General features: G+C 67.2%; 14 protein-coding genes and 1 tRNA gene. 4 read left to right on the top strand and 11 right to left on the bottom strand.

Features of this window, described 5'->3' with window-relative positions; all coding sequences use genetic code 11:
• Positions 1 to 111: 111 nt before the first annotated feature.
• The 5 genes from NZ773_15880 to NZ773_15860 all read right to left on the bottom strand — a co-directional run bounded on the left by NZ773_15880 (position 112) and on the right by NZ773_15860 (position 5,373).
• Positions 112 to 675, bottom strand: coding sequence for a TetR/AcrR family transcriptional regulator (locus NZ773_15880; GenBank protein ID MCS6803406.1), 564 nt, complete (start codon positions 673 to 675; stop codon positions 112 to 114).
• Positions 676 to 1,090: 415 nt separating this feature from the next.
• Positions 1,091 to 2,059, bottom strand: a complete 969-nt coding sequence (locus NZ773_15875) for a tripartite tricarboxylate transporter substrate binding protein (protein MCS6803405.1) — start codon at positions 2,057 to 2,059, stop codon at positions 1,091 to 1,093.
• A 48-nt stretch (positions 2,060 to 2,107) separates the two neighbouring features.
• Positions 2,108 to 2,956, bottom strand: coding sequence for a fumarylacetoacetate hydrolase family protein (locus NZ773_15870; protein MCS6803404.1), 849 nt, complete (start codon positions 2,954 to 2,956; stop codon positions 2,108 to 2,110).
• Complete coding sequence (locus NZ773_15865) at positions 2,953 to 4,482, bottom strand: bifunctional 3-(3-hydroxy-phenyl)propionate/3-hydroxycinnamic acid hydroxylase (GenBank protein ID MCS6803403.1); 1,530 nt, start codon at positions 4,480 to 4,482, stop codon at positions 2,953 to 2,955. The genes NZ773_15870 and NZ773_15865 overlap by 4 nt, the downstream gene beginning before the upstream one ends.
• A 3-nt stretch (positions 4,483 to 4,485) precedes the next feature.
• A complete protein-coding gene (locus NZ773_15860) occupies positions 4,486 to 5,373 on the bottom strand; it encodes a VOC family protein (GenBank protein ID MCS6803402.1) in 888 nt (295 codons plus the stop codon).
• A 40-nt stretch (positions 5,374 to 5,413) separates the two neighbouring features.
• Here NZ773_15860 and NZ773_15855 point away from each other — a divergent pair, with 40 nt between their 5' ends.
• Together NZ773_15855 and NZ773_15850 are read left to right on the top strand one after the other, a co-directional pair.
• Positions 5,414 to 6,226 (top strand): GntR family transcriptional regulator, encoded by an 813-nt coding sequence (locus tag NZ773_15855; protein ID MCS6803401.1) that lies wholly within the window; start codon positions 5,414 to 5,416, stop codon positions 6,224 to 6,226.
• A 13-nt stretch (positions 6,227 to 6,239) separates the two neighbouring features.
• Positions 6,240 to 6,316 (top strand) — tRNA-Arg (locus NZ773_15850).
• A gap of 110 nt (positions 6,317 to 6,426) precedes the next feature.
• Here the strand turns inward: NZ773_15850 and NZ773_15845 are convergent.
• The 3 genes from NZ773_15845 to NZ773_15835 are packed head-to-tail and all read right to left on the bottom strand — an operon-like array spanning position 6,427 to position 7,234.
• Complete coding sequence (locus tag NZ773_15845; GenBank protein MCS6803400.1) at positions 6,427 to 6,570, bottom strand: hypothetical protein; 144 nt, start codon at positions 6,568 to 6,570, stop codon at positions 6,427 to 6,429.
• A gap of 35 nt (positions 6,571 to 6,605) precedes the next feature.
• A complete protein-coding gene (locus NZ773_15840) occupies positions 6,606 to 6,863 on the bottom strand; it encodes a transposase (protein ID MCS6803399.1) in 258 nt (85 codons plus the stop codon).
• Positions 6,860 to 7,234, bottom strand: a complete 375-nt coding sequence (locus NZ773_15835) for an IS5 family transposase (GenBank protein MCS6803398.1) — start codon at positions 7,232 to 7,234, stop codon at positions 6,860 to 6,862. The genes NZ773_15840 and NZ773_15835 overlap by 4 nt, the downstream gene beginning before the upstream one ends.
• A 150-nt stretch (positions 7,235 to 7,384) precedes the next feature.
• Here NZ773_15835 and NZ773_15830 point away from each other — a divergent pair, with 150 nt between their 5' ends.
• Positions 7,385 to 7,786 (top strand): hypothetical protein, encoded by a 402-nt coding sequence (locus NZ773_15830; protein ID MCS6803397.1) that lies wholly within the window; start codon positions 7,385 to 7,387, stop codon positions 7,784 to 7,786.
• A 103-nt stretch (positions 7,787 to 7,889) separates the two neighbouring features.
• On the opposite strand, the gene NZ773_15825 is transcribed toward NZ773_15830, so the two are convergent.
• Entirely contained in the window at positions 7,890 to 9,491 is a 1,602-nt protein-coding gene (locus tag NZ773_15825; protein MCS6803396.1) for an EAL domain-containing protein, read from the bottom strand.
• A gap of 235 nt (positions 9,492 to 9,726) precedes the next feature.
• On the opposite strand from NZ773_15825, the gene NZ773_15820 reads away from it, so the two are divergent.
• Entirely contained in the window at positions 9,727 to 9,915 is a 189-nt protein-coding gene (locus NZ773_15820; GenBank protein MCS6803395.1) for a hypothetical protein, read from the top strand.
• A gap of 171 nt (positions 9,916 to 10,086) precedes the next feature.
• Here the strand turns inward: NZ773_15820 and NZ773_15815 are convergent, their stop codons facing one another.
• Positions 10,087 to 11,685, bottom strand: a complete 1,599-nt coding sequence (locus NZ773_15815; protein ID MCS6803394.1) for a diguanylate cyclase — start codon at positions 11,683 to 11,685, stop codon at positions 10,087 to 10,089.
• 526 nt (positions 11,686 to 12,211) lie between these two features.
• Positions 12,212 to 12,339, bottom strand: a 128-nt coding sequence (locus NZ773_15810; GenBank protein ID MCS6803393.1) for a transposase, incomplete at its 5' end; no start/stop codon positions are given.

Genomic DNA, 12,339 nt, shown 5'->3' with positions numbered 1-12,339 from the left:
TCGCCCCGGCGCGCGGCTCGCCCTCGGCCCAGGCGACGAAATCGCGCGGCGCCACCGCGACCAGAAGGATCAGCGGCAGGGCGAGGGCGAGCGCGCCGAGCAGCCAGCGCGTCATGGCGCGCCTCCGGCAAGGCGCGAGAGCGTCGTGTGCAGCGCGGCACGTTCGGCGGGCGAAAGGCTGTAGAGGCCGAAGAGCCGGGCGACGAACAGCCCGTCGCAGGCGGCCCATACGGCAAGCCCGTGGCCGGGCGGCAGCCCGTCCTCCTCGAGCCGGCTGCGGAACCCGTCAAGCACCCGGCGCACCGGGTCGAGCAGACGCGGGTCGTGGTGGTGCGCGGCGAGCAGCACGGCCGCGGCGCGGTCGGCCCGTTCGTCGGCGCAGGCCTCGTCCTCGAACTGCCAGCGCAGGCAGGCGCGGGCGACGCGGCCCGGCCCCTCCGGCGTCGCGGCGAGAGTGGCCTCGAAGGAGTCGCGCACGAAGCCGGCGAGCCGTTCCATCAGCGCGGCAAGCAGCGCCTCCTTGGAGCCGAAATGATGCAGCAGCCCGCCCTTGGAGGCGCCGGCCTCGGCGGCGGCGCGGGCGAGGGTGAGGCCGGGCACGCCCTCGGCCTGGATCAGCCGTTCGGCGGCATCGAGGATGCGGTGGCGCAGATCGGGCGCGGGCAGGTCGTGCATGGCCGGCGAGATAGGCCGGTGCTGCGCTGCGTCAAGACCGTCCGGACGGTCGGGCTGCGGGGCAGGGCAGAGGTGCCCCTTTTTAACCCCGCCGAGGCACGAAGGTCGGGCCGGCGGGCGCGAGAACGAGGGTCCGGCCGGAGGCCCGCGGCCGCTTCCGCATCAGAGCGTCGCGGGCAGAGGGGGGCACCTCTCCACCGGGGCGGTGCGGGGCGCTCCGGGTCCCGCTGTCGCGGGCCCCAAGGGGATGCGGCGTTCCAGGCCGTGATCGCCCCTCCGCGCCGGTTCCGGCGGCGGCCGCCGCCTGTCCCGGGATCGCGCCCGAGGCTTCGACCGGCTTCTGCCGTCCCCTCTTCGCCCGAGCCTGGGAGCGAGCGCGAAGGGTTTCGGGCGGTGCTGCCGGACCGCCCCGCCGTCAGCGCGCCGGCTCTATCCCCGCGAGGCGGACGAGTTCTGCTCCTGCTGCCCGCTCGCGCGCGATCATGGCGGCGAACTCGGCAGGGCGGCTGCCGACGCCGTAGAAGAAGTTGGGGTCGAGCATGCGGGCACGGAACTCGGCGTTGGTCACCACCGCCCGCACCGCGCCCGCCATGCGCTCGGCGATCGCGTCCGGCAGCCCGCCCGGCGCGCAGAGGCCCCACCACGCCCCGCCATAGGGGAAGTCGTAGCCGAGTTCGCGCATCGAGGGCACGTCGGGCAGTTCCGGATGCCGTTCGGCGCCAAGGATCGCGAGCGCATGCAGGCGGCCTGCGCGGATGTGCGGCACCGTCGTCGCCATGGCGCCGTAGGAGAACTGCGTGCGGCCGCCGACCGTCTCGCGGATCGCGTCGGCGATGCCGCGGAAGGGCACGTGCTCGATCCGCGTGCCCTCGCGCGCGTTCAGCCATTCGTAGAGGAGCTGCTGTGCCGAGCCGACGCCGGAGGAGCCGTAGTTCAGCCCCTCCCGCCCGCGCGCCCAGGCCATCGCCTCGCGCAGGTTGCCGCGCGGCACGGAGGGATGCGCGACGAGGATGCTCGGCGCGGTGGCGAGCTGCGTCACCGGCCGCAGCGAGGCGTAGCGCGCGTAGAGCTGCGGCTCGGTGTGCGGCACGGTCGCCATGTTCTCGATGTTGACGGCGCAGAAGGTGGCGCCGTCGGGCGCCGCCTGGGCGCAGGCCTCGAGCCCGATCACGCTGTTGCCGCCCGGACGGTTCTCGACGATCACGTTCTGCCCGAGCTCGCCCCGCAGCCCCTCGGCGATCGCGCGCACCAGGATGTCGAGATTGCCGCCCGGCGGCTGCGCGACGATGATGCGGATCGGCCGGTTCGGCCATTCGCCCTGCGCCAGCGCGGGCCACGCCGGCAGGGCGAGTGCGGCGCCGAGCAGCGCCCGGCGCGGCAGCATGGGTCGCTGTTCCGTCATGTGTCCGTTCCTCCCTGATCGGTCGCGCCGTCAGCTCTCGTCCGCGACCGGGTTCCTGAGCAGCCCGACCCGGTCGATCTCCACCTCGACGACATCGCCCGGCTTCAGCCAGAGCGGCGGCGTGCGCTTGGCGCCCACCCCGCCCGGCGTGCCGGTGGCGATCACGTCGCCCGGCTCGAGCCGCGTGAAGGTGGAGCAGTAGGCGATCTGCGTCGGGATGTCGAAGATCATGTCGCCGAGCGTGGCCTCCTGCACCACCTCTCCGTTCACGCGCGTGACGATGCGCTGCGGGCCGATCGGCCCGACCTCGTCGGGCGTCGTCAGCCAAGGGCCGAACGCCCCGGTTTCCGGGAAGTTCTTGCCCGGCGTGAACTGGTGCGTGTGGCGCTGGAAGTCGCGCACGCTGCCGTCGTTGTAGCAGGCGTAGCCGGCGATCACGCCGAACGCCTCCTCGCGCGGGACATGCCGGCAGGACTTGCCGATGACGATCGCGAGCTCGCCCTCGTAGTCGAACTCGGTGGAGACGCGCGGGCGCAGCATCGGCCGCAGGTGCCCGGTCTGGCTGTTGGCGTAGCGGGCGAAGATCGTGGGATGGCCCACCTCGGCGCGGCCGGTCTCCTTGCGGTGCGTCTCGTAGTTGAGGCCGACGCAGAGGATCTTGTCCGGGTTCGGGATCACCGGCAGCCATTCGATGGCGGAGAGCGGGATCCGCGGCGCCTCTCCGGCGGCCTCCCGCGCCGCCGCCAGCGCACCGGCGGCGATCGCCGATTTCAGGTCGGGGAAGCGGCCGCGCAGCACGGCGCCCACGTCGTGCATCACGCCGTCGCCGACGATGCCCCAGCTTGCCGTGCCCTGGTGGCGGAAACTCGCGAACCTCATGCGGGAACCCTCGATGGTTGCAGCCGTTCGGCGAGGCCCTCGCGCAGCGCGGCAAGCTGCGCCGCGCCGGAGGCGACCCCGTACACGTAATGGTCCGGGCGGACGATCGCCGCCGACACGCCATGCCGCGCGAACCAGGCGGCGGCGACGCCGTCGCGCTCGATGAGCGCAGCCCCGCTTCCGGGCGGGCCGATGCGCCAGGCGCCGGGCGCGTCGGGCGCGTCGGGCGAGAGGAAGACGCGCCAGCCGCCGCCCGTCACCCGGTCCATCCGCGCCCAGCCCTCGCCCGCGCGCACCCAGGGCTGCGGGAACAGCGTGCCCTCCGCCGCGTGGCCCTGGCCGGCGAGGAAGCCCGTCTCCAGCGGCGGCACCACCTCCTGCCGGGTGACGACAGGCGGCCGCCCGCCGCCGGAGGCGAGCAGCGCCGCATCCCGCGCGCGCGCGGCCTCCGGGTCGCGCTCGCAGATCTGCCGGCCGATCGCCTTGATGCGCGTCGTCAGGGTGCGGACATGCCGGCCGCGTTCGGCGCCATAGGTATCGAGCAGCGCGGCGTCCGCCCCCTCGCGCACCGCCTGCAGCTTCCACGCGAGGTTCGCCACGTCGCGCAGGCCCTGGCACATGCCCTGGCCGAGGAAGGGCGGCTGCTGATGCGCCGCGTCTCCCGCCAGGAACACCGGCCCCCGGCGCCACTCCCGCGCCACCAGCGCGTGGAAGCGGTAGGAGGCGGCGCGCCAGAGCTCGGCGTCCCCCTCCTCGAGCCAGCGGGAGAGCAGCGCCCGCACGCGCGCCGGCTGCTGCATCGCCTGCGGATCCTCGCCGGGCAGCAGCATGATCTCGAAGCGGCGATGGTCGCCCGGCCCGACGATGTAGGTGACGGGCCGGCGCGGATCGCAGAACTGCGCGGCGTTGCGCGGCAGCTTCGCGAGCCCCGAGGGCGCGACGCGCAGATCCACGACAAGCCACGGCTCGTCGAAGTCGAGATCGTCGAGCGCCATGCCGAGGCTGCGGCGGACGAAGCTCGAGGCGCCGTCGCAGGCGATGACTGCGCCCGCCGTCACCGTCCGCCGCCGTCCTTCCTCGTCGCGCAGGCGAAGCGTGGCCTGCCCCTCCTCCACGGCGATGCCGACGCACTCGGTGCCGAGCTCGACCGTCACGCCCGCTGTCGCCGCCGCCCGGGCGCGCAGCGCGGCCTCGACCGGCGGCTGGCTGAACACCATGGTGGGGACGAAGCCGAGCGGATACGGCTCCGGCACCATGTCCACGCGGCGGATGAGCTGGCCCTCGGCCCCGAAATGCTCGCTCGGCGGGAAGGGCGCGCAATAGGGCAGCACCGCCTCCGCCACGCCGATGCCGTCGAACAGCCGGAGGATCTCGTGGTCGAGCGCGATGGCGCGCGGCTTGTCGTAGATCTCCCGCGCGCGGTCGAGCGCCAGCGTCCGGAACCCGGCTTGGCCGAGCAGGATCGCCGCCACCGCCCCGCAGGGGCCGAAACCGACGACGACCGCCTCGTGGTGCTCCACCGCCACGGCTCAGGCGAACCGGATGGCGAGTTGCGCCTGCTTGGTGCGCTCGGGCTTCGGCGGCGCGATGCCCCAGCGGTCGGTGCGGCCGGGCGGCCAGACCCAGAACTCCGGCCCGCGCGGCACGTGGTCCTCCGCCACCTGCTCGACCTCGGCGGTGTATTCGATGACGATGCCGAACGGGTCGATGAAATAGGCGAACACGTTGTTGCCCGGCCCGTGGCGCCCCGGCCCCCAGGCGATCGGGAAGCCCGCGTCCACCATCCGCCCGGCGGCGAGCATCACCGATTCCCACTCCGGCATGTTGAACGCCACGTGGTTCAGCCCGTTCACCGGCGCCTCGGCGAGCACGACGGCGTGGTGGTCGCTGTTGCAGCGCTCGAAGGCCATCAGCTTCGAGCGGTCGGCCAGCCTGAAGCCGAGGCCCTGTTCGAAGAAGCGCGCCGTGGCGTCCACGTCCGTGCAGTTGAGGTTCACATGCGTCAGCCGGTCGGGCCGGTCGCGCACGGGCGGATCGGGCGTGCGGCGGGCGTCGCCCGCGACCAGCCGGAGCACGAAGCCTTCGGGCGAGCGGAGGGTGGCGGCGGTGCCGCCGCCCGGTTCCCCGAGCGGGGCGGGCGGGGCAAGCAGGGCGGCGCCGGCGGCCTGCGCGCTGGCCAGCACGGCCGACAGCGCCGCCTCGTCCCGGGCGCGGAAGGTGACGGAGCGTATCGCCGCCCCCCCCTGCTCCAGCCGCAGGACGTGATGGTCCTCGCCGGTGGCGCGCAGCCACAGCCGCCCGGGTTCCTGCGCCGCCGGGAACAGGCCCCAGGTGGCGGTGTAGAAGCGCTCCGCCGCGACGAGGTCCGGCACGGCCAGTTCCACGCTGCGCAATGCCGTGACCGGGAAGCCCGTCATGGCCCGTTCCCTCGCCCTATCGCCTGATTTCAACCCCTGCTTGATCGAGATTGCCATCCAAGTCAATCGGATCATATACAATCCAACCGCAGGGGACCGAAAAAATATGCAGCAGCAGGCAGCGCGCCCCCCGGCAGCGGACACGGCCGCCCCCGGCACGGCGGCGGTCACCCACGCGAGCAGCGTGTACCAGCGCCTGCGGGCGGACATCCTGTCGGGCCGGCTGCCGCCCGGCCGCCTGCCGATCCGGGGACTGACGGAGCGCTACGGTGTCGGCCAGACGCCCCTGCGCGAGGCGCTGAACCGCCTGGCCGCCGACGGGCTGCTGCTGGCCGAGGATCAGCGCGGCTTCGCCGTGCCAGGCATCAGCGCGGCAGAACTCGAGGAACTGACGCGCACCCGCTGCTGGCTCGAGGAGCGGGCGCTGCGCGAATCCATCGCGGCGGCGACGGAGGCGTGGGAGGAATCCCTCGTGCTCGCCGCCCACCGGCTTTCGCGCACACCGCGGACCCTGGAGGGGAGCGTGCTCAACCCCGCCTGGGAGGAACGTCACCGCGCCTTCCACGAACGCCTGATCGGCAATTGCGGATCCCGCTGGCTGATCGGGTTCTGCCGGCAGCTGACCGACCGGCACCAGCGCTACCGGCACCTGGCCGCGGGACGAAGCCTCGCCGCGCGCGACGTGGAGGCCGAGCACCGCGAGATCCTGGACGCGACGCTGCGCCGGGACGCCGATGCGGCAGTCGCGCTCCTCGCCGCACACTACTGGCGGACCGCAAGGATTATCCTGGAGGACAGGAGCCTGTTCCCGGCCGATGAGGCTGCCCTTGGCCGCACGGGCCGGGGCGGCTAGGGTGCCGTCGGCCGTCCCCGTAGCTCAGCAGGATAGAGCACCAGATTCCTAATCTGGGGGCCGTGGGTTCGAATCCCGCCGGGGACGCCATTGCCTGCCTCTAAGCCATTGGAAAGGCCGGATTTACCCGAAGCCCGGCAGGCTGTCCCCCACATGGTCCCCCACACTGCGCGCGCGCTTGCCCGGCGCGGGGGCGCCAATCACCGCCCGGCGAGATACCGCCACGCCTCCGGGTGCGCCCGCACCGCCGCCCGCACAGCCGCGACCAGTTCGGCGTGCTCGGCCTCCGGCAGCAACACCGCCGGCTCCCCGTCCGGCGTCTCGGGCAGGGACAGTTCCAGCATCCCGCCCTCGCGCCTCCGCCGCCGCGCCAGGACGATCAGCGCAAGCCCGTGATGCAATGCTGGACGTGGCGGTTCCGCTTGGTCGGGATCTCCGGCATGGCGACGCGGTCGCGCAGGTCCTGTCGGATCGGGTCGCTGTCGTAGCCCTTGTTGCCGAGCATGATGGCGGGGTCGCTGTAGCGCGCCTCCATCAGCGCGTCGTAGTTCGAGCAGTCGGCCTCCTGCCCGGCGGTCACATGCAGCGCGATGGGCAGGCCGTGCGCGTTGCCGCGGATATGGAGCTTGCACTTCAACCCACCTCGCGAGCGGCCAAGACCCTGTCGATGAGTCCCCCCCTTCCGCCGGCGGCGCAGTGGTGCGCCCGGATGCTGGTGCTGTCGATCATCTGCAGGAGGTCGGCGTAACCGCCGCCATCGGCCAGGGCCTCAAGCATCACGTCCCACAGGCCCGAGGCGGTCCAGCGCCGGAACTGACGGAACACCGAGTTCCCGTTGCGAAGTTCGGCCGGCAGGTCACGCCACGGCGCGCCGGTGCGCGCGATCCAGAAGATGGCGTCCAGCACCCGCCTGTGGTCGCGGGCGGGCCTGCCGCCGAGCGGGCTGGCGGACACCACGAAGGGTTCGAAGAATGACCACTCCTCGTCCGTAAGCAGTCCGCGAAGCAACGCCGATCTCCATGCCAGAGATCAGCGTGGAATCACGCCTGGCCCCGGCTGGGAATCCCCCCCAAAGTCGGTTTGTCCACACGGCCTAAAGTGCGCCAACTCGAGGCGTTGGCCTCCGGGCGATGCGATGCCATTTACACGTTGGAGCCTGTGCCATCGCTCGCGCTATTTCATGGCGTCGCCCGGCGTCTTGAGGTCAACGTGATCGCGCGCCGGATTCTCGGACAAGAGGACATCGAGGCCTTTGCGGCCGGAGCAGCCATCGGACGCCAGTTCCTGGCTCAGCGATCCGCGGACGCTTCGCGCTTCGTCGCCGCCTGGCGCGATGCGATTACACGAATCAATGAATATAGAGAGTTTCGGGCCAGAGTACTGCAGCAGCGCAATGTGCCGTCAGAGATCGCAGAGCATGTTCCCGCACCGTTGTTTCGTATGGCAAGCGATCTCGAGGCTAGGGATTTCCAAGTGATTCAGGACTTTTTGAACTTTGCAAGAAGAGAAGGAAACATAGGATACAGTGTTGACGTTCTGCAAATGATAAGACTTTTATAAAAGCATAAATCAGCTTAAAATGAATCGTGAGGTGAGACGATAGCGAATTGATAGTGTCCTTACCCTTTCATTCAATGACGGCGAGGACGATGCCAGGCCGATGTCATCGTCGCAACCCACTGCCCCGAAGAAGCCGCTCGATCGTAGGCAGAGGCACGGGTTTCCCGACAAGCCAGCCCTGAATGAAGTCCACGCCCATTTGCTCCATAAGCCGGGCCTGATCTTCGGTTTCGACGAACTCGGCAATTGTCCTGGCACCGACCGCCCGAGCCATTTCAATCATTGAATACAAGATCGCTCTCTGTCGCCCATTTGTCAGAGATGCCCGGACATAAGATCCATCAATCTTCACGAAATCCACTGGAAAATCACGAATATACTGAAGCCCGGCAGCCCCCGCGCCGAAATCATCGAAACATATATCAATCCCCGACTCACTCAGACGTTGAAAGAAATGGTTTGCTGTCTCCCTTTCCTGAATTTCCGCCGTCTCTGTCAGTTCGACGATCAAATTCCTATGACGATCCTTTGCGATATTTAGAAAAGCGCTCTGAAACGTCTTGTTCTGGACGGAATAGCCAGAAATGTTCACAGCGATGATCGCTCGGCCTTTGGCCAATTCGATCGCTTTTGTGAGCACAGCAAGATCGAGCTGTTCCGACAGGCCTGCCTCTTCGGCCACACGGACGAAACGGTATGCGGGCGGTAGTCCTTCGAAAGGCCTAATCAAGGCTTCATAATGATGTATATCTCTTGTCTTGATATCGCAGATCGGCTGATACTCAAGTTCGAATAGTTTTTCTCGGATCGCATTTGCAATCCGGCGCGATTGCCATCGGATCTCCTCGATGGCTCCGGTAAGCCCTTTGCCATTGGCCGCCGCGGTGATTCCGGGTGCGCCCTCAAGCATGAAGCTTTCCAGGAGCAATTTCAGGATCGAGACCGCCTTTTCGGCGGGCAGATCGCCAGTGGCCAAGGAAATCGCCGTTGCCGAAACCGTGGCGTTTCGCCCGAAGCGATGCAGGGCTTCGACCACGCGGCGCTCAAGCTCGGCAGGTTCGATCTTGGGATCGATGATGCCGAACCGCCCTGGCGCCATATCGCCGATCTTCGTCTCATTGGGAACGGCTTGGTTCAGCGCCTGATGGATCTCCGCTTGCTGCAAGCCCCCTGACTGATCTTCCACCTCCACGAAGGTCAGGGAGGATTGTGTTGTGTCGGCCAACATATGTTCGACCGCCTGATCTACGAAATCCGCGGCTGAATGAATCACGATCGACTGAAGATTGATGGCGTCCGACGGGGGCTGGCTAAGCGTTAAAAAAACGCCTGGCGCCGGGCTCGCCCCTCGCACGATATTCAAAATCGCGGGCGTATGTTTATCGTCGTTCAGCCGAATGATGACAGGGGGTACACGCGAGCGCGACGACAAGACCGCGAGAAGGAATTCAAAGAGTTTCCTGTCCGAGGGGTCGAACAACGTCTCGACCTTGTGGTGCAGGAACGCCTCCCCAGGACGGCCGAAATAACGACGGAAGGCGCCCTCGGCGTAGAGAATGGTCCCGTCGAGCCCGATCTCCAGGAGCAGATCCGCGGAGGTGAAGGCGAACATGGCCATGCGGCGGGTCGCAAGACGCGAACCGCGCCAAGCGCCGTTCCTGTCCGCTTCGCTCGCCGGGGGAGATGGCATGCTTGCGTCGTTCACCCTGACATCTCTTCTAAAGCGTCAATCCTCTCGGCAGATTTTCAAACATCGACAACGCTCACCGCTCCCTTGCCGCTACACAGCGCCATCGCAGCAAGGTCGCGACGCTCTCTCAGCTGCTGCCGGGCGACTTCCACCGACAAGCGAATACGTAGGTTCTCGATGACGTCCTGCAACACAGGATCGTGAGGGCGCACCTGCGACATGGCTTCGACTGGGACAAGAGCGAGGCGATGTGCGAGGGCCTGCGTTCGAGCAGTGCAAGCTGGACATCGCACAGATCGCCACGGGCAAGCTCGGCATCCCGCTTCGCTCGACGATGCCGTTCGAGGGGGTCGTCCATCATCTGGATTGCCAGCAGGCCGAGCGCACCGCCGACGGCGACCGGCGAAGAGGCGGCTTCTATCTCCCTCGGATCGGGTAGCCGAAAGCCGGCATTTGTGGCTTTGGCACCCGTGGCGCGAGGCAGCGGTTGAAACGAGGCGACCCGCCCAACTGTAGTCATCCGATGCGTCCTCCTCGGCTCACACTGAGATTACCGACATCGGATCCTTGGCGGGACGGCCATACCATGACACATGAGACGCCTCCGATGTCATGCTGCGGCACTCGATATGCGGTTCCGGCCCGCATGTTTCGCGGCATAGAGAGAGGCATCCGCACGCTTGAGCAGAACCTCATGGCTATCGCTTTCCTCTGGGGAACCGGTGGCCGCTCCGACCGAGATCGTAAGATAACCAGTTGGGCTGTCGGCATGCTTGATGGCAAGGTGCTCGATCGCGTCGCGCGCCCGTTCGGCGACTGCCATGGCCCCGGCGAGATTCGTACCAGGCAGCACGAGAACGAACTCCTCTCCTCCATAACGCGCGACAAGGTCATCAGTGCGCAAAGGCAAGGTAACCAAAGCTTTTGCCACACGGCGCAGCGTTTCGTCGCCTTCGCCATGCCCATACCGGTCATTGAACGACTTAAAATAATCGATGTCAATGAAAAGTATCGAAACATTTTCTTTGCGAAGCCGGAAATCCCGCCATATCGCTTTCAACGTCTCGTCCAGCGCCCTGCGATTCGCCACGCCCGTCAGAGGATCTCGATACGCCATATCGGCAAGCATCTTGCCCTGTGACCGCAGGCGATGTTCGCGGTTCAAGACGACGCCAGCCATCGTAACAAAGGATCGCCGCAAGGACTCCAGCTCACCGACAGAACGAAAGGAACACGAAGGCTCGATCGCTTCTCCGCGTTCAAGCCGTAGAGCCATTTCCCGAAGCCTTGCGAGCGGTTGCAGAATCAGGCTCGTAACCAGGAGATACGCGATGCCAAGTCCGGTCAGCAGCGCCATCACCCCCACGAAGCCGCTCGTCAAAAGCCGGCGATTGGCCATTGCCACGAGATTCTGAAACCGGTTCGCTATCACAATGTATAAGTCGCCCGGCAGGCTTGGACTCGCGGCGGCAAGCAGCCTTTCTCCACCGAACCCATCTACGACATCAGCCGCCGCCACAAGCGCTTCCAAACTTCCGGAAAACGGCAAGACGCTACCTTTGCGGTTACGATCGTTAAAATCGGCAATAACCCTACCCTGCCGATCTACGAACCAGATTTCCCCATCTGTCCTTGAAGGATTCATCTCAGGCAGCACAGACACTCTGAGGCTGCTCAGAAAAGCATCAAGATCAACTGCGGCGGCAATGACGGCAGGCTCATCCGACGTCCCGAGCGTCGGGACGAAGCCGTCCATCCGCCTGGCGACCGGCAGCAAGAGCTGCCCGCGGGGCCGGGCAATGACCGGCGCATCCGCGACCAGGCCAGGACGTGTCAGGGCGGTGCGAAAATAGGCACGATCGGAAAGGTCGACACCGATCGCCTGCCCTGTCGAGGAACAAAGAATACGCCCTTCCCGAGAGATGACCAAACCTACGCTCAGAAAAGGGTGCTCTGCGACCCGTCGTCGCATCAGGTCGTGGCAGGCTGGTGGGGATCCGATTACCGTCGCCAAGATTGTCGGTTCGATGCCGAGCGCCGCCTCTATCGTTTGAAGTACAGCCAGATACGTTGAGGCGGCATGAATTGCGGAACTGCGCAGAGACTCGCCTTTTCGCTCGATCACTTCGTTCCGCGCGTCCCACACAAGAACGAGGTTGACGACGACGAGCGGTGTGATCGCCACGATCAGCAGCGCGGCGATGACCACACCAACGCTGATACGTCTCCAACAAAGAGACCTGAGACCGAACGCCTTTGACATGCGCCGGACCGTAGGCTGTCGAGAATACCTAGCGATTGATGGCATGAATGCGAGCCTGGGGCAACACCGAAGCCGTTGGGATGGTCTCACGATTGGCCGAGTGGACGCCGCAGCCCCGCACGATGGTCTCTGCCCCCTGTCCCGGCTTCATGGCGACCTGCCCGGCCTGCTGTTTCGGTGAAGGCACCGTATGGGCGACGGGACCCCCCGCATGGCGCATGCGCGGCATTTCAGAGATTCGGGACGTGCTGTATGTCCACTTCCCCGATGTCCTTCAGCTGACGTAGCAGATTGGTCACTCGCGGCGTGACGTCCACGTGACGAAGGCCATAAGCCAGGGCTTTCTCGTCGCCCACAATGAGACCTCTGCGAAACGCCCCTGGCCGTATGATGGAGGCGTGAGGCCGGCCTGGAATTGGCCATGGCGGCCGCTTTTGAGCCCGCCGGTCGTGCGGCGGACGCACCTTTCCTGTCAGGCGAGGAGGCGTTCGGCGCGGCGGAGGTTCATGGCGGTGCAGAGCAGGTGCAGATGGGCGCCGTTGCGCAGCAGGCCGCGGTAGCGGACGCGGCGCCAACCGTAGCTGCGCTTGAGCGTTCCGA

It is taken from the genome of Dehalococcoidia bacterium (assembly GCA_025054935.1).
Classification (GTDB): Bacteria; Chloroflexota; Dehalococcoidia; order SpSt-223; family SpSt-223; genus JANWZD01.
This window is presented reverse-complemented; position numbering and strand designations above follow the sequence as displayed.

Coding starts and splice junctions, on each gene's coding strand:
- NZ773_15880 (MCS6803406.1), bottom strand. CDS start 675: ATGCACGACCTGCCCGCGCCCGATCTGCGCCACCGCATCCTCGATGCC.
- NZ773_15875 (MCS6803405.1), bottom strand. CDS start 2,059: ATGCTGCCGCGCCGGGCGCTGCTCGGCGCCGCACTCGCCCTGCCGGCG.
- NZ773_15870 (MCS6803404.1), bottom strand. CDS start 2,956: ATGAGGTTCGCGAGTTTCCGCCACCAGGGCACGGCAAGCTGGGGCATC.
- NZ773_15860 (MCS6803402.1), bottom strand. CDS start 5,373: ATGACGGGCTTCCCGGTCACGGCATTGCGCAGCGTGGAACTGGCCGTG.
- NZ773_15845 (MCS6803400.1), bottom strand. CDS start 6,570: ATGCTGGAACTGTCCCTGCCCGAGACGCCGGACGGGGAGCCGGCGGTG.